At 47.0% G+C, this 21553-nt stretch carries 24 protein-coding genes; 10 read left to right on the forward strand and 14 right to left on the reverse strand.

The genetic code is table 11. The features are described 5' to 3' along the window. The first annotated feature begins 11 nt into the window (after positions 1-11). Positions 12-278: a DUF2999 family protein gene (locus J4N44_RS26585; protein WP_005448923.1), complete on the forward strand. Its 267-nt coding sequence runs from the start codon at positions 12-14 to the stop codon at positions 276-278. A 189-nt stretch (positions 279-467) separates the two neighbouring features. Here the strand turns inward: J4N44_RS26585 and J4N44_RS26590 are convergent, their stop codons facing one another. The 3 genes from J4N44_RS26590 to J4N44_RS26600 form a co-directional block, all read right to left on the reverse strand. Further along, positions 468-1289 (reverse strand): hypothetical protein, encoded by an 822-nt coding sequence (locus tag J4N44_RS26590; protein ID WP_252045479.1) that lies wholly within the window; start codon positions 1287-1289, stop codon positions 468-470. A gap of 108 nt (positions 1290-1397) precedes the next feature. Continuing rightward, entirely contained in the window at positions 1398-1880 is a 483-nt protein-coding gene (locus J4N44_RS26595) for a methylated-DNA--[protein]-cysteine S-methyltransferase (RefSeq protein WP_252045480.1), read from the reverse strand. Next, positions 1877-3244, reverse strand: a complete 1368-nt coding sequence (locus J4N44_RS26600; protein ID WP_252045481.1) for a DNA-3-methyladenine glycosylase 2 family protein — start codon at positions 3242-3244, stop codon at positions 1877-1879. The genes J4N44_RS26595 and J4N44_RS26600 overlap by 4 nt, the downstream gene beginning before the upstream one ends. A gap of 203 nt (positions 3245-3447) precedes the next feature. Here J4N44_RS26600 and J4N44_RS26605 point away from each other — a divergent pair, with 203 nt between their 5' ends. Together J4N44_RS26605 and J4N44_RS26610 are read left to right on the forward strand one after the other, a co-directional pair. After that, a complete protein-coding gene (locus tag J4N44_RS26605) occupies positions 3448-3651 on the forward strand; it encodes a hypothetical protein (RefSeq protein WP_009706735.1) in 204 nt (67 codons plus the stop codon). A 348-nt stretch (positions 3652-3999) separates the two neighbouring features. Further along, a complete protein-coding gene (locus tag J4N44_RS26610) occupies positions 4000-4443 on the forward strand; it encodes a DoxX family protein (protein ID WP_029790534.1) in 444 nt (147 codons plus the stop codon). Between the two features lie 159 nt (positions 4444-4602). Here the strand turns inward: J4N44_RS26610 and J4N44_RS26615 are convergent, their stop codons facing one another. Further along, a complete protein-coding gene (locus J4N44_RS26615; protein ID WP_029790533.1) occupies positions 4603-5496 on the reverse strand; it encodes a LysR family transcriptional regulator in 894 nt (297 codons plus the stop codon). A gap of 148 nt (positions 5497-5644) precedes the next feature. Between J4N44_RS26615 and J4N44_RS26620 the strand changes: the two genes are divergently transcribed. Further along, positions 5645-5998 carry a MaoP family protein gene (locus J4N44_RS26620; protein WP_005434702.1) on the forward strand — a complete coding sequence of 118 codons (354 nt, stop codon included), beginning with the start codon at positions 5645-5647 and terminating at the stop codon, positions 5996-5998. Positions 5999-6145: 147 nt separating this feature from the next. Here J4N44_RS26620 and J4N44_RS26625 read toward each other — a convergent pair whose 3' ends face one another. Next, the gene (locus tag J4N44_RS26625; protein ID WP_009706732.1) at positions 6146-6397 is read right to left on the reverse strand and encodes a DUF3081 domain-containing protein; all 252 of its coding nucleotides are present in this window, start codon (positions 6395-6397) and stop codon (positions 6146-6148) included. Positions 6398-6772: 375 nt separating this feature from the next. On the opposite strand from J4N44_RS26625, the gene nagB reads away from it, so the two are divergent. Then, the gene (nagB, locus tag J4N44_RS26630; protein WP_252045482.1) at positions 6773-7573 is read left to right on the forward strand and encodes a glucosamine-6-phosphate deaminase; all 801 of its coding nucleotides are present in this window, start codon (positions 6773-6775) and stop codon (positions 7571-7573) included. Positions 7574-7699: 126 nt separating this feature from the next. On the opposite strand, the gene J4N44_RS26635 is transcribed toward nagB, so the two are convergent. From J4N44_RS26635 to J4N44_RS26670, 8 genes are all read right to left on the reverse strand, one after another. Continuing rightward, the gene (locus J4N44_RS26635; protein ID WP_252045483.1) at positions 7700-8566 is read right to left on the reverse strand and encodes a glycerol kinase; all 867 of its coding nucleotides are present in this window, start codon (positions 8564-8566) and stop codon (positions 7700-7702) included. Between the two features lie 151 nt (positions 8567-8717). After that, on the reverse strand, positions 8718-9146 hold the full coding sequence (locus tag J4N44_RS26640) for a hypothetical protein (RefSeq protein ID WP_005434695.1): 429 nt from the start codon (positions 9144-9146) through the stop codon (positions 8718-8720). A 447-nt stretch (positions 9147-9593) separates the two neighbouring features. Further along, positions 9594-10475, reverse strand: coding sequence for an L-ribulose-5-phosphate 3-epimerase (locus tag J4N44_RS26645; protein ID WP_038898432.1), 882 nt, complete (start codon positions 10473-10475; stop codon positions 9594-9596). A gap of 8 nt (positions 10476-10483) precedes the next feature. Further along, a complete protein-coding gene (locus tag J4N44_RS26650; RefSeq protein WP_005434690.1) occupies positions 10484-11131 on the reverse strand; it encodes a 3-keto-L-gulonate-6-phosphate decarboxylase UlaD in 648 nt (215 codons plus the stop codon). A 5-nt stretch (positions 11132-11136) separates the two neighbouring features. Then, positions 11137-11958 carry a Cof-type HAD-IIB family hydrolase gene (locus J4N44_RS26655; protein ID WP_005434688.1) on the reverse strand — a complete coding sequence of 274 codons (822 nt, stop codon included), beginning with the start codon at positions 11956-11958 and terminating at the stop codon, positions 11137-11139. A gap of 4 nt (positions 11959-11962) precedes the next feature. Next, complete coding sequence (locus J4N44_RS26660; protein ID WP_009696581.1) at positions 11963-12655, reverse strand: L-ribulose-5-phosphate 4-epimerase; 693 nt, start codon at positions 12653-12655, stop codon at positions 11963-11965. 9 nt (positions 12656-12664) lie between these two features. Then, positions 12665-13141, reverse strand: a complete 477-nt coding sequence (locus tag J4N44_RS26665; protein WP_009696580.1) for a PTS sugar transporter subunit IIA — start codon at positions 13139-13141, stop codon at positions 12665-12667. Between the two features lie 121 nt (positions 13142-13262). Further along, the gene (locus J4N44_RS26670; protein WP_053050131.1) at positions 13263-15023 is read right to left on the reverse strand and encodes a PTS ascorbate-specific subunit IIBC; all 1761 of its coding nucleotides are present in this window, start codon (positions 15021-15023) and stop codon (positions 13263-13265) included. 386 nt (positions 15024-15409) lie between these two features. On the opposite strand from J4N44_RS26670, the gene ulaR reads away from it, so the two are divergent. Next, positions 15410-16165 carry an HTH-type transcriptional regulator UlaR gene (ulaR, locus tag J4N44_RS26675; RefSeq protein ID WP_252045484.1) on the forward strand — a complete coding sequence of 252 codons (756 nt, stop codon included), beginning with the start codon at positions 15410-15412 and terminating at the stop codon, positions 16163-16165. 124 nt (positions 16166-16289) lie between these two features. Continuing rightward, positions 16290-17357 carry an L-ascorbate 6-phosphate lactonase gene (gene ulaG, locus J4N44_RS26680; RefSeq protein ID WP_005448892.1) on the forward strand — a complete coding sequence of 356 codons (1068 nt, stop codon included), beginning with the start codon at positions 16290-16292 and terminating at the stop codon, positions 17355-17357. 282 nt (positions 17358-17639) lie between these two features. On the opposite strand, the gene gltS is transcribed toward ulaG, so the two are convergent. Then, positions 17640-18866 (reverse strand): sodium/glutamate symporter, encoded by a 1227-nt coding sequence (gene gltS / locus J4N44_RS26685; RefSeq protein WP_020195065.1) that lies wholly within the window; start codon positions 18864-18866, stop codon positions 17640-17642. 447 nt (positions 18867-19313) lie between these two features. On the opposite strand from gltS, the gene J4N44_RS26690 reads away from it, so the two are divergent. The 3 genes from J4N44_RS26690 to J4N44_RS26700 are packed head-to-tail and all read left to right on the forward strand — an operon-like array spanning position 19314 to position 21369. Beyond that, complete coding sequence (locus J4N44_RS26690; protein ID WP_041059386.1) at positions 19314-19685, forward strand: GntR family transcriptional regulator; 372 nt, start codon at positions 19314-19316, stop codon at positions 19683-19685. Further along, entirely contained in the window at positions 19682-20539 is an 858-nt protein-coding gene (locus J4N44_RS26695) for an ABC transporter ATP-binding protein (RefSeq protein ID WP_252045485.1), read from the forward strand. The genes J4N44_RS26690 and J4N44_RS26695 overlap by 4 nt, the downstream gene beginning before the upstream one ends. Further along, positions 20539-21369, forward strand: coding sequence for a hypothetical protein (locus tag J4N44_RS26700; RefSeq protein ID WP_252045486.1), 831 nt, complete (start codon positions 20539-20541; stop codon positions 21367-21369). Before J4N44_RS26695 ends, J4N44_RS26700 begins: the two co-directional genes overlap by 1 nt. The last annotated feature ends 184 nt before the right edge of the window (positions 21370-21553 follow it).

Here is a 21553-nt window from a genome sequence, read left to right on the forward strand (position 1 = left end):
AAGGAAATGCGATGAACCCGATTATTGCGCTGTTGAAAGAGAACAATATCAGCGACGAACAAATCAACGAGATTTTTCAGACTCTGACCCAAAACCCTCTTGCGGCAATGGCAACAATCAGCCAGCTAGGTCTACCACAAGACAAACTACAAATGCTGATGGCGCAAGTGATGCAAAACCCAGTGCTAATCAAAGAAGCGGTGGATGAGTTGGGATTGGATTTCTCAAAAGTTGAAGAAGCAAAAGAGAAGCTTCAAAGCCAAAATCAAGGCAACTAATTCCTTGTATACCTAGGTCACCTCGGATGCTTAGTTAAGTGAGAATCACTTGATTTGAAACCTGCGTTTGAAGTCGCTTGGGCATAGTAGAAAACAGAAGGCAGTTAATCCCAATTGAGTGAGCTTAACTGCCTTTTTGTTATCAGGTTCAAGCCGTTATTTGCTACTTTCTATTCTCACGTATTCTAGCTACGCCAATGGTGAGTTCTCACAATACTTCTGGTCATCCGCAGTCAGTTTTTGCTTACTCGCTTGGCTTAAGTGATAGTGCACCAACATCAACAAATCATGCGCGTAGAAAAGCTCAAAAGCGTCCTCTCCATTTTGTCGACAGATTGCTTCACAGCGATCAGCGTGCACTTTGGCTTTGAGTGGGTTTCCTGCTTTGAGCAAACTCATGGCTAAGCGATATTCTGCGCGCTCTTCTTGCATCCAACCTCCAGCTACCTTCCAATACTCCAGCGCCAATGTAGCAGCCTCTAGCATGTGTTCTGCTTGCGCTTCAGAGCGTGTTTCAAGCTCTTCATATTGGCAGGCAAGGTTGTTACCCGTAATGGCAATTGAACGCGCTAAAGGCTCGGCAGCTTGATCTGAATCTATACCGTTGGCTGCTTTTGCTAACCACGTGCTCGCTTGCTCTAGTTCATTCATTGCTGACAGCTCGTTAGCAATTTGAGCAAACACGCGACGCTGATCGACATCATCTAGATCCGTAATCGGGTCTTTATTTTGGTCAACGAAGTACTGTGCAACGGCTTTGACTCTCTGACGCGCTAGACACTGAGTCGCTACGCCATTTTCGAGCTTATCTAAACTGGAGAGAAACTGGCTTGGGTCGTGCAGATGACCAATGGATGTGTGCAACATCAAGGGTAAGATGCGCTCAGCATGGTTAGTGTCTTCCACCTCGCTAAGCGCTTGTTCTAATTGATTGTATGTTTGTTGTGGCTGCGCTTCATGTTGCTGCCAGCTTTGGTTTATGAATGCATCAAAATCCGTATTGAAAGACATATCCTTATTATCCTTTTTCATTGCTCTGGATTGTTTATTAGCACAACAACCCTACACAAAATTTAGCCAAATAAGATAAACCTTGCCGGATTCTGAGAATGGTCTCACTTAAAGTGGCGTGCCCTTCTCCAATGCCAATAATCGCTGTTTGCGCTCGACACCGCCAGCATAGCCAGTAAGCTTGCCACTTTTGCCGATGACACGATGGCAAGGCACTACAATCGAGATTGGGTTTTTACCATTCGCCAGTCCCACCGCACGTACCGCTTTCGGATTGCCGATGGCGTTCGCCAGATCTTGGTAACTCCATGTTTCACCATAAGGAATGGTCGTTAGTGCATGCCACACTTGAGTTTGGAAATCCGTACCTGTCGCTGCAAGGGGCAAGTCGAATTCGTTACGCAGCCCAGCAAAGTATTCTTCCAATTGAGTAACAGTCTGGCTGAGCACGGCATGTTGATCATCACGCTCCCCCAAGTCATCTGGTTTTGTGGTACACGTTTCAAACCAAATTCCCAACAAACCTTGCTCGTTAGCTTGAATGGTCACAGCGCCTAACGGACTTGGCATTACCGTATAAAGTGATTTCATGATTGATTCCATAAGTGAAAAGTCGCGTAGCTGCCCCAAGGCGACGCAGTATGAGCATTCAAGGACGGATAGTTTGGCATGGCTTTCTTCACCACCAAGTCTTTATCTAAAAAACAATTAGGCTGAGATTGGCCACGCAATTGCGCATAGCTCACCGTCCACGGACCAATGCCTTTTAATTCCAGCCATTGCTGCGGATCGGCTTCTGGGTTTTGCTGCATGTACTGAGCAAGTCGCACAAGCGTGTCTTTACGGCTTTGCGGCATACGCAAGAAGCTAACATCGGCATTCGCAATGGCTTCTGGCGTTGGAAAGTGGCGCGCTTGCTGATCGTTACTGAGCGTTTCTACCAACAAATTAAGTTGTCCGATAGCCGCTTTGACCGACACTTGCTGCCCCAACACAGCGCGTACACCGGCTTCCCACGCACTCCAGACGCCCGGAATGCGAATCCCTTGGGTTTTCACCAACCCTGGCGCGATGTAATTAAGGTGCTGCTCCACCGCGCAAATATCCGCATCAAGGTCGAACATGCGACGCACACCAGACACCAAATTCTGCAATTTAGTGACGTCTTCAATATCGAACTCCATCTCAAGGTACCCCTCCCCTTGAGTGATCTTAAATCGTGCATTGCAATCATCGAGCAAAACATTGCGTTGGTAAGCGTCTTGTGTGACTAGCTCCACTCCTTCAATCGCACGCAGACGATAAAAATCGAGCATATGTTGCCAGTTCAAAGCACCGCGATAAGGGAGCACGATTCGATTCGTCCCCACGCCATCAAACTCCTTTCTGCGCACTTGAGAGGGCGTTAGCTGAAGGATCTTTTGAAACGCATCATTGAAACGTCGAGTGCTGTTAAAACCCGCAGCAAAGCCAACTTCGGTGACTGACATCGAACTCGAATGCAGAAGCTGCTTGGCAAACATCAATTGCTGATACTGCGCATATTGCTTAGGTGACATCCCCAAATATTGCTCGAACAGCATGCGCAAGTAACGATCCGAGATCCCAAGACGATCGGAGAGATCTGCAAGGGACTGATGATGTAACTCACCTTGATCGATCATTTTGATCGCACGTTGGAATGTGGTTTCAACCCCTTTCCAAGCCCATGATCCTGGCGCACTGTCCGGGCGACAACGCAAACACGGACGATAACCTGCCTTCAAAGCTTGCGTCTTGTCAGTGAAGTACTCGACGTTTTCCTCTTTGGGCAAATTGGCTGGACAGATCGGGCGGCAGAAGATCCCTGTCGTTTTCACTGCAATGTAAAAGCGCCCATCAAAACGGCTGTCACGTGCCATGCGTGCTTTTTGGCATTGTTCAAAGGTCAACGATGTGTGTGGGTGGATGAGCATAGTGCTGTCCTTGCGTACACAGTGTGTGTTTAACGAGTGGGTAACTTGCTCGCCACTCGATCGGTATAACTTCATTGTAGAACGAGGAGTTACTGTAGATTAGCCATTTTCGGAACTCAATATTGAGAAATTTTGGCATTAGTAAATTTGTGCACTAAAGTTAGATCAGAACAACACAACAACGTCGGCTAAAGGGAATTGGCATGGACTTACATACGTGCGTGATTGTACTTAGAAATCACAAGGTTATTACCAGTAAATCAGTCGAGCACTCGATAGGGATTATCGAACGCGACTCTGATAACGAGATTTCAGAAATTCAAATCAATGCGACTGATGGTGTGAACATTCGCACTTATCACTACCATAGTGTGGAAGACTCGCTTGAAAGCTTAATGAATCTATAAAAACTCCTTTCTCCCTTGTTAATCGTAAAAGCAAAAGAGCACAGCCCCCTGTGTTCTTTTTTTTGCCCGTAGTACACAGACGCCCTTCCAAAAGACCAACAAAAGTAAAGAATGTCATTCAAAATTTTACCAATTCCTTGATCAAATCCAGCACGTATGAGCACTAAAAACAAATACTTTTAACATTTTAAGTTAATGTATTTAAAAACAAAAAAACGTTCCATCGAATTTATCGAACGAGAACATCAAATTGCCCCAATTTTTTCTTTCTCTCCTCCTACCTACACTGGTTTCAACAGTAAGGGAGTCAGCACTCCTCATCAGAAAAATTCGAGAAAGGATAAAGTCATGAAAGCACTACTACAGAAAATCACCACTTCAAACGCGGGTTACAGCGCACTCGCTCTTCGCATTCCAGTCGGCATCATCTTTATGGCGCACGGCGCACAAAAACTTTTTGGCTGGTTTGGCGGTTATGGTCTTGAAGGTACAGGTCAATGGATGGCATCGATTGGTTTAGGTCCAGGCATGCTGATGGCATTTTTAGCTGGCAGTGCAGAGTTTTTTGGCGGCTTGTTCATCTTGCTTGGTCTACTTACTCGCCCAGCAGCCGTGGCTTTAGCATTCACCATGGTGATCGCCATTTTCTCGGTTCACTTTGAAAACGGTTTGTTTATGTCGAATAACGGTTACGAGTTTGGTCTAGCACTGCTGGCAGCAAGCGTTTCTCTCGTTTTCTCTGGCGCAGGCAAAGCCGCATTGGATGAAACACTTCGTCAGAAACTGGCATAAACGGGAGCAAAAACGACCTTCACAGTGCCACAACTCTCGCTTCAAGAAGGCGACTTATTTATAAACATATCGGCATTTCCGGAAACCCATACAAAAAACCCCTTGGCATCACACCAAGGGGTTTTCGTTTAATTTTGCACTGGATCGCAAAAGCAGAAATTACTCGTCTGCAGGAATGTCCGCAATTTGTTGCAAGCTGTACGCCGTTAACGGGTCAATCTCTTTTACGATTTCTTCAACCTGCTTAATCGCTTCTACAGACGTGCTGGCTTTGCGATAGCTCAAATAGATAGGACGGTACCAATCTTCTACGCCAGACACCTTGTGGAGCTGCCCACTTGCAATAAACGGCTCTACCAGAGACGCTGGTAGGTATGCGCTGCCACCTTTCTCTAAAACGAAGTCTAACGCGATACGAGCGGTAGAAGTGCGAAGGTAAGGCGCTGGGATTTTCGGGTGACGTTCTGCGTGTTCTGAAGCGAAGCGCGTACCCCAATCAACGTAAACGTATTTCTTGTTAAACACCGTATCAAGAGAATCTTGTTCGGTAGACACCAGCACCAACACCACGTCAGCGACTTTCTTGCAGTTAAGCTCATCCGCTTTGATTTGATCGAAGGCGAATGCCATATCGAGGGTGCGCTCTAGTAAACCTCGACTGAGCATTTCACGTCCCATGACTTCCGCCATAAAACCGTAACCACCAAAGGAGTCTGTCACCACACTCAAACAGTTCTGCAGGTAGGCATCCCAAATGTTAGGCGTTCCCCCCATAGTAAGCTGCAACGCTTTACCATCTTCGAGGGATAATTCGAGTTTGGCTTGCTGCAAAGTGCTCACCATCACCTCGGCATAGCCTATTAAACGCTCACCTGCGGAGGTCAACTTTATGTTATTTCGATCACGAATAAACAACTGCGTATCGAAATAACTTTCGAGTTGTTTGATGCGTGCGCTCACTGCGGCTTGAGTAATGTACAAGTTCTCAGCAGCCCGTCCGAAGTGACGAACCTTTGCCAGCTCTAAAAATGTTCGAAAGACCTTTACATCCATAAACCATCTCCTGGTTAATATAAAACCAGATTAACAACTAATTAAAATCTTGACGACAAAAAAATTTTGTTTTTCTTTTGTTAGCTTTGCGCCTAATTTTCGCCGTAATTCATCACATTCATCAATAACGGTTACAGAGGCTGTTGATATGTCTGACACTGAATTTCGTCATGGCAAAAAACGTTTTTACGACAACGTAAAATTCCCACGCGGCTTTGCAAAGTCTGGCGATTTTACTCTTTCAGAAGAGGAAATCCTAACAATTTATGGGGATACTATGCTTGGCCTAGAGTCAGGCGAGTTGACACCTGAGAACAGCGAAGAGAAACACTTCGTAAAAGTTCTGGAAAACCCAGGCAAAGCGAAAACTAAGATCGAGCGCACTTGGTTAAAATACACACAATTAGCTCGTGGTCGCAAACGCTTCCACACGCTAAATGGTCGTAACAAACCAGAGGCGTCAGATGACTACGCAGAAGAGAGCCTAGCAGAAGACGATTAACCGACTCTGCCAAGCCTTAATGCTTGGTTAATCCTCAGAGTGTTTCATTCTGTGGAGTTGCAAAAATTTTTCTTTTCCAAAAGCCCAGAGGTGTTTCACCAAAGGGCTTTTTCGTTTTTTTAGTAAACCTATTTATCCGGCGAGCACTCACTTCGCCAACATGGCGACCTTCTTCAAGAAGCTGTCTTTAAGATGCTCTTGGTCGTACTCCAACTGATAGGTGTTGTGGAAACCCACTTTAAGCTCCACGCCATTGCCTCTCAGAAACACGTTATAGCCGTCGTAATCAGAAAAGGCTTCTACCCCTTCATACATCTTGCCAAACTCGGTAGGCGTGCCGTTGTTCATCACACATTCGTATGCTTGCAGCACTTTGGTTGCGTCTAAGTCGTTTTTCATTGCGATGCCCTCAGCAATAAACACACTTTAAGTATGGTTAAGGAAGAAACGCCGTGCCACACCATAGATTGCGTGAGATCATAACTTCGGCATTTTTCTTCTCTTTCTCCTACGCAACTCGGTTCAATTTAGCTCGCTCATTCAGCCAAAAAACTTTTTTTCAGTCATAAATTTTAAACGCTAATCAACTAGTCTAACGTCCTCTATATAAGAGGGTAATCGCAACAAGCAAACGTGAAAACTGTTGAGAAAAGCAACATTGGTTAAAGAAAAAGCAAAATTTTGACCTAAAACAATAGCAGATCGCCATTACTTATTTTATAATGCGAATTAATGTTTCAGGACATCTTAAATTCCAATAACTAGGGGCACAAAATGAGACTTATCCCGTTAGCTCAAGCAGCACAAGTAGGCAAGTGGGCAGCAGCACACATCGCTAAGCGCATCAACGACTTCAAACCAACTGCTGAGCGTCCGTTCGTTCTGGGTCTACCTACTGGTGGCACTCCTCTAGCAACTTACAAAGCATTGATCGAACTTTACCAAGCAGGTGAAGTGAGCTTCGAACACGTTGTGACTTTCAACATGGACGAGTACATCGGTATCCCAGCGGATCACCCAGAATCATACCGTTCATTCATGTACAACAACTTCTTCAACCACGTAAACATCCAAGAAGCGAACATCAACCTTCTTAACGGTAACTCGGAAGATCACGAAGCGGAATGCCAACGTTACGAAGACAAAATCAAGTCTTACGGCAAGATCAACCTATTCATGGGCGGCGTAGGTAACGACGGTCACATCGCATTTAACGAGCCAGCATCTTCTCTGTCTTCTCGCACTCGCATCAAGACACTAACTGAAGACACTCGTATCGCGAACTCTCGTTTCTTCGATGGCGACATCAACCAAGTTCCTAAGTACGCACTAACTATCGGTGTTGGCACGCTACTAGACGCTGAAGAAGTGATGATCCTAGTAACTGGTCACAACAAAGCACTTGCTCTACAAGCAGCAGTAGAAGGCAGCGTAAACCACCTATGGACGGTTTCTGCACTTCAACTACACCCTAAAGCAGTGATCGTTTGTGATGAGCCTTCACAACAAGAGCTTAAAGTGAAGACAGTTAAGTACTTCTCTGAGCTAGAAGCGGAAAACATCAAAGGTTTCTAATCCTTCGGGTAACAACCAAAGATAAACGCTGAATACACAAAACCCGTGAGTCATCACGGGTTTTTTCGTTTTTAAAGACTGGAAGATTTGAAGGTTTAGAAATTTAAACAACCGCGAGCGGGACGTCTAATAAGCTTGAATACCAAACTGACGCAGACGTTTTGGCAATACCTCATCTAGCTTATCTAACTCACTCGGCTCGACCTCAATAAGGTTGAAGTTATGCTGCTCGTACACCGCACGAATCTTCTCTCGCTCCGCTTCTAACATCTCACCGGTGTCGCTGCCCCAAAACTGCAGATAGACTTTGCCACCCGGAAGGTAGAAATCGCTTGTCACGTCTTGGTCGATCGGCAGCTGACGCTCATAAGCGTGTACTACCCCTGCCAAATACAGCCAGTTATCGATCAGCAGTTCTCCTTTAGAACGAACATAATGCCCGTCTAAAGTGCGATGCTTAGCTTCAAACTTCTGGCGAAAACTAGAAAACGACTTATCTGTGGAATGGGACTCGGCATCTTGACCTAAAAACTCAATCACAGACTGCTTAAGACGCTTGTTACGTAGCACTACGTCGTGCCACACCACAAAGGTATTCTGCGACTCTTTATCGGTTCTCTGCTGCCCACCAGCGCGGATTCCGGCTTCAGTTAAGCTCCAACCTTCTTCAGATTTACTGATCCAACCTAATTCACTTAACAGCTGGTTCATGCGCTTGGCATTGAGCTTAAGCTTCTCACCCAACTGGGTTGCGCTGTAAGTTTTGCCAGATGTTGCGGCAAGCTCGATGTGCAAGTTGGTCGGCCATACGATGAACTGCCCAAATTTAGAGTGATCGACATACTCACCGCCAAACTTGACACCCTCTTCGGTCAGAATCCATTTCTCGTCTTGGCGAACGATGTAGCCAGCGCGTTTGAGATCCGCAAACAGCAGCTTGGCTTCTATCTGACGCATTTTTGCCAGCGCCGACGTCGATATTTTTTCAGACACGATTCATGCCTCCTGCTACTGTTTGAAATAAGGTAATGACTTGGATATTAACGCATTGATTTCATTGCTTGAAGTAAGAATAGTTGGGATTTTCTATCCACAACAAAAAAGGAGCACTTTGGCTCCTTTCTCTACATCGAATTGAATCGGCTTAATTATTCGCGAGTTTGGCAAACTTGCTGTAGGTACTGATTTTTCCGTTGATGTACTCGATACCACTGTGCACATTGTTTTCGGTGTGACCAACAATTTGGTATTCGACGATGAATTCGCCGCTGATGACTTTGATGAACAAGAAGCCGTCGCTGACCTTCCATAGTCCCTGTAAGCCACGCTCGCTGAACAAGTCTTTTTCCACCAGCGTACCATTTGGTTTGAGCTCTAAAATTGACGAGAAACCGTCGACGTTCACTTTTACCCAAGGCTGTTGATGCACTTCGTAGCTAAGGATTTTTCGGCGTGTTTTCGCCCACTCACGCAGTTCTTGCTCTTGCGCTGGGGTGAGAATTGGCAGGTCTTCCATCTCCAATAGGGTGTGATGTTTTTCGTACCAGAAAAGTTGCAGATGGAGTAATTTCATTCAGATTAACGGGGTTTCATAACGACAAAGCGCAACTTTGCGCCAACCCTGATGGTAAGTCAACCAATGAAACGAAAGAGTGCAGTTTTCACGAGGGTTAAAAACTGCACGTTCCCACGATGGGAAAACGGTGCCCAATAACGAGCACCGGAGCATATATACCCAAGTGACTTCAAGATGCAGGATTCAGAACGAGTCACTGACTCAAGTTCAAGGAAAACGAAGCAGCGTAATAGACAGCTATTTCCAAGTCGTTTGACGAAGAAATTGTTTCCGTGACTCGTTCCCGAAGGGCGAATTGCCTTGGCTTCCATACTTTGTTAACGATTTTTGATTTAGAACCACTAGATCTTCAAATCGTTGCCGCGTCTGCAAACCAAGTCACTTTCGCTGAACCACGCATCTCGAGGTTACTTGGGTATAACTGTTTATACAGTTAAGAGAGAATTATGCGGCAAACAACCTTGGTAATTCCGCATGATCACACGCTTGATTTAAGCGCTGTTGGGCGGTTTGAATGTGCGCACGCCAATGTTCATCTTGCGCCCACATCTCAATCACCAGCGGCACGACGCAGTCTGTCTCTTTGAGTGTGCGGAAGATGGCATCGAAGTTTACTTCACCATCGCCAATCACTAGATCGCGGAACTGACCTTTGTATTCCGGCGTCACGCGATACGTGTCTTTAAGGTGGATTTGGGTAATGTGCGGCTTACTCAATTTCAGCTCAGTACACACGTCATAGTTCCAACCCGAGATGTTGCCTACGTCTGGATAAGCGGTGAAATACGGCGAATTCACTTCGCGATTGAGCACCTCGAACTTACTCAATGAATTGAGGTAATCGGTGTCCATGATTTCAACAGCAAGCATCACACCTGCGCGCTCTGCCAGTTTCGCCGCTTCCTTCATTCCTTCAATAAAGCGCAAATGCGTGGCACGGTTTGCTGGCTCGTAATACACATCGTAGCCAGCTAATTGAATGGTACGGACGCCAAGTTTGTACGCCAATGCGATCGCCTTTTCCATGTGCAGCACGGCTTGCTCGCGTATCTTCGGATCAGCCGAGCCAAACGGGAACTTGCGGTGCGCGCTCAAACACATCGACTGCAATGGCATGCCATAACGTTCGCACTGGTGACGCAGGGCATAAATCGTCTCGTCGTCCCAATCTAAACGGCTACGGCGCTCGTCTGATTCGTCCACCGAGATCTCTAGAAAGTCGAAGCCTAATTCTTTGGTCACGCTAAGCTTTTCTTCCCAACTCAACTCGTTCGGCAACGCTTTCTCATACAAGCCAACACGATGACGTTGTAGGTTCTGATACATGTCGCCCCCTAGTTCCAGTAACGGTCGATTTGCGCTTTCAATGCTTCTGCGGTTTCTTGCCCTTTGTCGCCAGCCAATGCGCGACCTGCGATAAAGGTTTTCGCTTTGATGCCTTCAAACAGGTAGATGTCTTCTGGCACGATGCCGCCCGTGATAGAGAGCTCGATACCTAACTCAGAGAGTTGACGCATCTTGCTGATGTCAGCATCTGTCCAGCCAATCCCTGCCAACTCTGCATCGCGAGAACGGTGGTAAATCGCTTGAGTGATGCCAAGATCCACCCACGCTTGCGCATCTTCCATCGTCCAGTTGCCGTAGATTTCGATTTGGATTTCGCCGCTAAACTCATCCGCGACTTTCTTACACGCTTCGATGGTCGCAATATGCGCTGCGGCTGAAACCGTAATCCAGTCAGCGCCTGCTTCAAACGCCATGCGAGACAAAATCGCGCCGCCATCAGTGGTTTTCATATCGCACACTAGAATGTGGTCCGGGTGGTTCTTACGTAGCGTCGAGACCGCATTCATCCCTTCTGCGAACGCTAGAATGGTGCCTACTTCAATCACATCAACATAGCTGTGTACATTGCTTGCAACCGCCACGGCGTCAGTTAGGTTCGTTTGGTCTAGAGCGATTTGAATCATTGGTTTGGTCATGATGCTTATCCTTGAATTTTTTCACGTATCAGACGAGCTAAGCCGTCGTTATTGTTATCGGTTTCGCACACCAAACGGGCGCTAGAGCGTACCGTCTCGTCTGCGTTATTCATGGCAACGCCTAATCCGGCGTAACGGAGCATGGAAATATCATTGTGGTTATCGCCCACGGCAATGACATGATTCGGGTGATAACCCAGCTCAGAAACGTATTCCGCCAGTCTTAAACCTTTGCTGTTGCCTTTTGCTGCGAAGTCTATGCGATTCGACCACGAGCGTTCGCCGTTGAATTTCTCTTTCACCCATGGGTTTTCAATCAAGCGTTCTACCGAGCTTGGTAAACCTTCCACTACGAATTTCCACACGAACTCGGTATTGCGCACTTCTTCGCTGAACGAGTCGATTTTGTAGATCTTCGGTTGAAGGTGCTCAGGCGCGGTTTTTGCCCACTTTTCCAACGCTTCCATGTAGTGAATTGGGTTGTAGTTTGAGTACGTCATGGCATCGGTTACGTACATCACCATCTTGACCTGAAACTCCTTCGCCAAGGCGATGAACGTCAGCGCGTCTTCCTTATCAATGGAGTTGTGCTTGAGCACTCGGTCGTTGTGGTAGTCATAAACATAAGTGCCGTTGCAGCAGATGATAGGCGTGGTAAGACCCAACTCATCGTAATACGGACGTGCCGCAGTGTGATGGCGTCCGGTGACAATCACCACGTGACACTTCTGCTGCGCTTCTTGAATCGCTTTTTTCACCTCTGGGTGAATGCTGTGGTCATCGGTGAGGACGGTTCCGTCTAAATCTAAAGCAAGCACTTTGTACATGTCGTTACCTCTGCCCGTAGTAGGCGTTTTCACCGTGCTTACGCAGGTAGTGTTTGTCTGAAAGCTCAGGCTGGATCTTGATGCCGCTGTTGAGTGAACGCGTTGCTAATGCCATGGCAGAAATCTCTTCCAATACCACCGCGTTGTGCACAGCATCATCGGCGTTGGTTCCCCAAGAGAAAGGCGCATGCCCTGCCACAATCACGCTTGGTACTGCCATTGGGTCGATGCGGCGTTGACGAAACTCTTCCACTATCACTAAGCCAGTGTTCTTTTCGTACTCTTCGGCAATTTCGCGTTGTGAAAGCTTACGAGTACACGGAATGTCGCCATAGAAGTAGTCGGCATGAGTCGTACCCAGCGCAGGAATATCAATCCCTGCTTGTGCCCAAATCGTTGCGCTGCGTGAGTGGGTATGCACCACGCCGCCCACTTGTGGGAACGCTTTGTAGATCTCAATGTGGGTCGCGGTATCGCTGGATGGATTCATATTGCCTTCCACCACATTGCCGTCTAAATCGACCACCACAATGTGCTCTGCGCGCATACCATCGTATTCCACCCCCGACGGTTTAATCGCAATCACGCCGCGCTCGCGGTCAATCTCAGACACGTTGCCCCAAGTGAAGGTCACTAAGCCGTATTTCGGCAGTTTGAGGTTGGCTTCGAGCACACGTTGTTTCAGTTCGCTGTACATGATTTCTCCTTAGGCTGTGACAGCCAGAGCTTCATCAATCACGTTGAATACATCGGTTTTGCTGCGGCAACGGCGAAGCTTGTCCAAATCCACGCCCGTTTCACTGTCTTCATCATCCAACACTTGGGTCACTTCCATCAGACCTTCCATGTGCTCGTCTGAAGAGCTGCCCGCTAGCGTGATTAGCACATCAACTGGCTCGTCTTCGCCTTCAAAGTAGATTGGCTCTTCTAGCGTAACCAGTGCGAAAGCAGTTCGAATCACGCCGTTTTCTGGGCGTGCGTGTGGCAGTGCCAAGTTAGGCGCGATGCAGATGTAAGGACCCAACTCTTCCACGCTGCTGATGATGGCATCGTGGTAAGAAGGCTGAATCGCACCAGAGGCAATCAACATGTCCGTACCAATCTTGATGGCTTCACGCCAATTCGACGCTTGCGCTTGCAGTTTGATTGAGTTGTTGTCGATCAGTGATTGTTTTAATCCCATTGTTCTATCTCCAGTTTGGGTGCCGTGACTTTGGCTTTCCGAAGCCCGGCACCACTGTTGTTATCCGCTGTTTGTTATTGGTTTCTTATCTCTTCATTGAGAGATATTTGGTCATGCTGTTTTATTTTGCTGGTACAAAGTTTTTATTGATGATGTCGAGTAGCTCGTCTCCGAAGGAGTTAGGGTTAAGCATGTTTTGCACCCCGAGTACAAACTTGCCTTCGCCTGGATCCATCTCCGCAGACAGGTGCTTCGACGATACGATGATGTCTGTGCTCGCAAGCTTCGACTTGTAGTCCGACACTGCGCATGAGTCCATCACGTGAGGAATGCCTTTCTTCTCAAGGTATTTGCCGATCTTCATTTTCATCATCATTGATGAACCTTGACCGTTACCACATACCGCTAGGATGCTTACTGGGCGCAGACCGTCGCTCGCTTTGATTGCTTGCTCTACCGCTTCAATCACTTCTGGCTCTTCACTGATTTCTACTGTGCCTTGCGCGTCTTCTTCAGCACGTAGCTTGCGAGAAGCGAAGAACATGTAAACCAAAGACAGACCAACAAGAACGAAGAAGAACATTTTCGATGCAGACAGACCTTGCATGATTGGTGGGAATACAAGCGCCCAGTCCGCCATGCCCATCCAGCCGTTGAACTCTGTGCCGTGTTGGCTAAATAGGTGGATAGCCCAAGCAGAACCTAGTACCTCGATGATGCCCATCACGAAACAGATCTTCATCACCGCTTTCCAGCCACCGAAGTGGTTAGCAAATACGCCGATGGTCGCGTTAGAGAAGAACATTGGAATGAAGCCAGGGATGATCATGATTGGCGCATCGAATGCCAGCATCGCCAGTACTGCTGCGAACTGACCCAGCGCACCCCACATGAAACCAAATACCATTGCGTTTGGAGAGAATGCGTAGATAGCCGCACAGTCAATCGCCAATACTGCATTTGGAATCACGCGCTCAGAGATACCTTTGAACGCTTCAGACAGCTCAGCAACGAACATACGTACACCCGCAACAATCACCTGAATCGCTACAGCGAATTTCAGACCCGTTTCTAGGATGTAGATAGTCCAGTGTGTGGTGCCCGCCATTTCTTGAAGGTTATCAAGACCGAATGAAAGCAGAATGATGCCGAAGAACACCGTCATCACGATCGCCGTTGCTGCGATGCTGTCGTGGAAGATGTGTAGCCATTTAGGCAGTTCTAGGTGGTCAACGCTGTCGTTCTTATCACCCAGTTTTGGCGCTACTTTTGTTGCAATCCAAGACGCCACCTGTTGTTGGTGACCAATAGAGAAACCCGCCCCGCCGGTGACTTCTTCGGTTGGCTTGAACATGATGTTGGAGGAGATACCCCAGTACAGCGCCATTAACACCGCAGAGTAAATGATGGTTTCCCACATGCTTGCGCCAAGCACAAAGTAGAACACGGCGATCAGACCTGCTTGCTGGAACATGATGTGACCAGTCAGCATGATGGTGCGGATACCCGTGTAGCGGCGGAACAGTACCAAGAGGATGTTGATACCTAATGCCAATAGAACGGCGTAACCCACCCAAGAGTAGTTATCACCCATCGCTTCCATGGTAGACATCATGGAGGTGTAAGGGTCAATGACCGAGCCGGTTAGCCCGTGATATTCAGAAAGTTTGGAAATCACAGGTTTGAAGCCAGCAACTAGGGTGCCCGCACCCACTTGAACCAGCATGAAACCCACGATCGTTTTGATGGAACCTTTAATGATGGTGGTGGCGTCTCTTCTCAGCAACCAATAGCCAATGCATGTTACCAAACCCAGTAGTAGTGGGGCTTTGGTCATAACTTGGCTGTAAAAAATATAGAAGATGTCGTACAAGAACTCCATATCTTTACCCCTAGAGTGTTTTTTATTTGTAATCGTATGTAGGTCAGAGTGATTCCATCTGATGTCGCAGAATCTACTCAGTTTTTGCTCACGAAATAAACTCTAACAATCAAAAGTAATCACGCAATGCTCATTTGTGATTATTTTGACATTTATCAATTTTGCCCTCCAAAAAACCCTACAAATGGTAAGCGGATCACACACAAAAATTAAATTACCAATAAATACAATAACTTATAAATTCTTGTGATGGGGTTCAGATTTTCGTCAGTCTTGAATTTGACAATCAAGAGCGTGATTAATAGAATCAAAACAAATCACAAGTAATCACCAAATAATCACTAGATACACATTTCGGTGAATTTGAATCAAATAGGGTGATGGGTATGAATGAAGTACAAAGACACAATGGCATTCTGTCTTTATTAGAAGAAAATCAGACGATTAACGTCTCACACATTATTGAGAGCTTTAACGTCTCTCCAGCGACGGCTCGCCGTGATATCTCTAAGCTGGATGAACTAGGCAAACTGCGCAAAGTACGCAACGGCGCAGAACGCGTCGAAGCAGAAAAGAAAAAATGGTCACCGCTCAACATCAACAGCACTGAGCATTACGAAGAGAAATCCTTGATTGCGATGCAAGCCGCTGAGCTTTGTCAGCCTGGCGACAGCGTGGTCATTAACTGCGGTTCGACCGCTTTCCTACTTGGGCAGAAGTTGTGTGGGCAAGACGTGCAGATCGTCACCAACTACTTCCCATTGGCAAGCTACCTGATCAATGAAGACCATGACGATGTGATCATCATCGGCGGTCAATACAACCGTTCACAAAAACTGTTCTTAAATCCGGCGCCCAACTCGCTTGGCAGTTACGCTGGCAATTGGATGTTCACCTCGGGTAAAGGGTTAACCGAAGCCGGACTCTACAAAGCCGACATGTTAACCGCGGTGGCTGAGCAGCAAATGCTTGAGCAAATCGACAAGCTCGTCATCGTGGTAGATAGCTCCAAAGTGGGTCACAGAACGGGCATGTTGTTCTGTCCTACCGAGAAAATCGACATTCTGATCACTGGCAAAAACGCCAACCCAGAGGTCATCAAAGCGATAGAAGCAAAAGGGACACAGGTCATTCTGGTCTAACGCGCCCTAGCCTCTTTCTCAAATAAATAAAAATAATTCAGCTCAGTGCCTTAACCACAAATTAAGGCGCTCGGCTCCCTACATCCCAAATTTAATAAAAATTGTGAAACAAAAAGGTGTTGCTATGAGTAAAGTAAATGAAATCACTCGTGAATCTTGGATCCTAAATACATTCCCTGAGTGGGGTACCTGGTTAAACGAAGAGATCGAAAATACGGTGGTAGAACCAAATACATTCTCGATGTGGTGGCTAGGTTGTACAGGTATCTGGTTGAAGAGTGAGGGCAACACCAACATCTCTATCGACTTCTGGTGTGGTACGGGCAAAAAGACACAAAAGAACGCTTTCATGAAGAACCAACACCAAATGATGCGTATGGGCGGTGTCGAAGCGCTGCAACCAAACCTACGTACCGCAATCTTCCCGCTTGACCCATTTGCTATCAAAGAGATCGATGCTGTGATGGCATCCCATGACCATGCAGACCATATCGACGTGAACGTCGCAGCAGCGGTACTGCAAAACTGTGGTGATCACGTGAAGTTCATCGGTCCACAAGCGTGTGTCGATTTATGGATGGGCTGGGGCGTACCAGAAGAGCGTTGTGTTGTCGCGAAAGTGGGCGATGTACTTGAGGTCGGCGACATGAAGATCCGCGTCCTGGATTCATTCGACCGTACTGCACTTGTAACACTGCCAGAAGGCACTTCATCTTACGATAAAGAAATCCTCGACGGCATGGACAAACGCGCGGTGAACTACCTGATTGAAACTTCAGGCGGCTCGGTTTACCACTCTGGTGACTCACACTACTCGAACTACTACGCCGCACACGGCAACGAATACCAAATTGATGTGGCACTGTTATCATTCGGTGAAAACCCACGCGGCGTGACTGACAAGATGACGTCTTCTGACATCCTACGCGCAGCAGAATCATTGAATTGTGATGTCGTGATGCCATTCCACCACGATATTTGGGCGAACTTCCAAAACGACCCACGCGAAATCGAAGTGTTGTGGAACATGAAGAAAGACCGTCTGCAATACAAGTTCGCACCGTTCTTCTGGCAAGTGGGAGGCAAATACACCTTCCCTACCGATAAAGGTCGCATGCACTACCAACACTTCCGTGGCTTTAGCGACATCTTCAAAAACGAACCAGAATTGCCATACAAAGCGTTCTTGTAATTCCGTCGCAACGTCGGTTTGGCAGGAATAAAAAAAGCCCGTCGCGATGATGGATGCGACGGGCAATTAGCTAGAGTCTTATAAGGAGAAAAGGAAATTACTGATGATAAATGTCCGACGATTTCGCATCAGTAACGTCCTCAACAAACCGAATATTAGTCATTGATAAATTTAAAGGACATGGCTCATTCCAGTAATCTAAATTGTTGATGCCTATTGCTCTAAGCCGATCAAAAAAGCCAGTCTCTCGGGACTGGCTTTTGTTTTGTGGAGCGAGGCTGATTACTTAATAAATGAAATACAGCCTTGCAGAATCACTAGGTTGACGATGTCGATAAAGAACGCGCCAACGATAGGCACCACCATAAAGGCTTGTGGTGATGGACCGAAGCGGTTAACGATAGAGCCCATGTTCATTACTGCGGTTGGGGTTGCGCCCAGACCAAAGCCACAGTGACCACTTGCGATAACTGCTGCATCGTAGTTGCTGCCCATCACACGGAACGTTACGTAGTACGCGAAGACTGCCAGAATCACCGATTGCACCGCTAGGATGATGAGGAACGGGATTGCTAAGTCGAAGATGTTCCACAGTTTTAGGCTCATTAGCGCCATCGCTAAGAACAGAGACAGCGAAACCGTACCCAGAATATCGACCGTCTCTACATCCACTTTGCGTACTTTGGTCACTTCCATGATGTTGGTGATCACCACACCGATAAACAGTGCATAAACAAAGTCCGGAATCATCAACCATTTGATACCAAAGCTGCTCACCCAACCTTCTAAGTAGCCAGCACCAGTGACACACAGCAGGATGATCGACAAGCTCTCGACCACTTTCTTCGCGGTTACGCGGTCTTCTTCGTGCTCGTTGTAGGTTACCAATTCAGGGAAACGCTCGTGAGTTTGGTTCGTGCGTCCGTATTCAGATTCAAGGTTACGTTTATCGATCAAGCGCTGCGCTACTGGGCTGCCGATGATGCCACCAATCACCAAACCAAAGGTAGCGGATGCCATTGCCACTTCTAAAACGTTGTGCAAGCCGTACATGTCTTGGAAGGTTTGTGACCATGCTGCGCCCGTACCGTGACCACCAGACAGCGTAATTGAACCTGCAATCAAGCCCATTAGCGGGTCTAAGCCGAGCGCGGTTGCCAAAGAGACACCGACAGCATTTTGGATAAGAATGTACACCGATGCCACGGCTAAGAAGATAAACACCTTAGCGCCGCCTTTAATCAATTGGGTGTAGTTCGCAGCCAAACCAACAGTGGCGAAGAACATCAACATGAAAGTATTTTGCAGCGGTAAATCGAAAACTAAATCCACGCCATTGAAGTGCATCGCGGTGATCGCACACGCGACAATCAAACCACCCACGATTGGCTCTGGAATATTGAATTTCTTTAAGATCGGTAATTTAGCGTTAACGAATTGTCCCAAGAACAACACACAAATAGCGACGAGAAACGACTCTTGTGGACCGACAGAAATGACCTGATTCATAAAACCTCTTTGCCTCCTTTTTCTCATCCTTTGAGTAACAACTCGCAGGTTGAGCGGTATTTAGGCAGGTCAGAGTGCCTACTGAACGTATGGTTTTCTAGGGTCCAAACCCACTAGATTCTCATTAAATAAGAAAGCAATAACTCGAATATTCACCCAATTCTCACTCAATGAAAAAACACACTTTTTCACCAAGTTTTGTGGCGCAATTTTCTCGTTTTTTTCGCTCTTCTCAACTTATGAGAAGTGAACAATTTTTTACCAGTTTTTGAAGGCAAAAACGTATGCGATTGCGTGCAAATTTTGCGTGAAACTCTGGTGCAAACTTTGTCGAATTTTCGTCAACAAAAGTGATTGAGAAAACAGCGCAAGAAGATTGGCGCTTTCTATCCCATCGCCAAGGTGTTATACATATATATAACACCAACTCAGCCAAGGAAACCAATCATGACGCATTGGCATGATCGCCAACCGATTTTCCGTCAGTTGGCTGACCAGATCACCCAGCAAATATTGCAAGGCATCTGGCAAGAGGGCGAAGCTTTGCCTTCGGTACGCAGTGTCTCTGCGGATATGAAGATCAACCACCTGACAGTCATGAAGGGCTATCAGTTATTGGTTGATGAAGGATTGATTGAGAAGAAACGTGGGCAAGGCATGTTTGTCGCCCAAGGTGCAAAAAAACAGCTTCTTGCTGATGAAAAAGCCCGTTTCCTTGAACAACAAATTCCGCAGATCGCCGGCACACTACAACGTCTGGATATGTCACTTGATGAATTTATCCAACAAATCCAAACACATATTGAAGGTGACCAATGAGCGCATTAGTCAGTGTAAAACACGTCTCCAAGCAATATCGTCAGCAGGGTGAAGCGCTGCATGACGTGAGCTTTGATCTACAAGCGGGTCAAGTGCTTGGCTTGCTAGGTCATAACGGTGCGGGTAAATCGACTCTCATTAACGCCCTACTCGGTGCACACGAATATCAGGGCACCATTCGCATCAACGGCTTTGAGCCAATTATGCAACGCGACAAAATCATGCAGAGCTTGTCTTACATCTCGGATGTGAACGTGCTGCCAAACTGGATGACGGTTGCTCAGCTGCTCGATTACACCGAGGGCGTACACCCAGGTTTTAATCGCAGCAAAGCCGATGCCATGCTTCGTCAAACCGACATCAAGCCGCGTGCACGCATCAAATCCCTATCGAAAGGCATGAAGGTGCAATTGCACTTGGCTGTCGTCATCGCGACCAATACGCAGATTCTGATTCTGGACGAGCCAACGCTTGGCTTGGATTTGGTTTATCGCGATACCTTCTACCGTCACTTGCTGGAATGGTTCCATGATGGTGAGCGTGTACTGATCATTGCGAGCCATGAAGTATCGGAAATCGAACACCTACTGACGGACGTGCTGATCCTTAAACACGGTCGACCTGTCCTGCAAACCTCAATGAACAGCATCAGCGAAGATTACTTCATTCTTGATGCCAGTGATGAGCATCGCGCACAAATCGAAGCGCTGAAACCACTGTCATCACAAAAAGGCTTGGGCACAACTAAATGGTTGCTGTCGTCTCAATACGCTGAGCAAGTAGCTGGGCTGGGTGATGTATATGGTGTCAAGCTTGCGGATCTGTTCTTGGCATTGCAGAAGGAGGCAGCATAATGAAATCGATTGTCGCGATGTTGCGTAAAGAATGGCTAGAGAACCCATTGGTTACACGCGTGCCGTTATTTATGTTTGCCTGTGGCGTGCTGCTGTTTGTCAGCTTAATGAGTAGCTCGACACTGCAACACAATATGTTCTTCCAAATGAGCTTTGGCGGTGATGTCAGTGACATCCACAAAGAGCTCGGCGATGACGTCAACATGCTGATCACAGGTGGCATTGGTTTATTGTCGATCCTGCTTGGCACTCAATACTTCCCGAGAACGCTGCGTAAAGAGCGCTCAGAGGGCAGTATCATGTTTTGGCGCAGTATGCCTGTCAGTGACGTGAAAACCCATCTGGTGAAGCTGACGTTTGGTTTATTGGTGATTCCATTGGTGTGCTCGGTATTGGTTTTCGCTGCCGACTTTATGCTGTGGATGTTGAATGTTTCAACGGACCATCAGCTGGCGTTATTGTATCGCCAAGCATCATTGGGCTTCGTGCTGCTGAACTGGATTGAATTCTTGCTTCGAATGGTGGTGGCTGGGGTGTTGTTATTGCCGCTCGCACTAACCGCAATGGCAATCTCGCAGAAAGTGAACTCACCACTATTGGTGATCTTGATTGGTATTTACGCGCTACGTTGGATGCCAATTGCGATGTTCAACTTCTATGGTCTGGATGATTTCTTCTCAGCAATTTTCTATCTACCACTGCACGCGATTCTTGCGCCAAACCCGTTCAGCGCGATTCCAGATGCAGGTTGGATGAACGTTGGGATTTACGCTTTCATCGGTGTGCTTGCTTGGACGGCTTGCATCAAGTTCAGCCGCACCGTGAACTAACAAGCACAAGCGAAACCACACATCAAAAGCGAGGTACTGTCCTCGCTTTTTTCATTTTCAGCACCATCCATCTTCACTCTGTTTGCGTCAACGCAAAAATAATCAGCCTATAGCAATAGCGCTTCGGCGTGGTTAAGTTCATAATCCCCCGCTAAATGCGCCCAGCGCTGTTATCTAGAATTTT

Source organism: Vibrio sp. SCSIO 43155 (assembly GCF_023716605.1).
In the GTDB taxonomy this organism is placed as follows: Bacteria; Pseudomonadota; Gammaproteobacteria; order Enterobacterales; family Vibrionaceae; genus Vibrio; species Vibrio harveyi.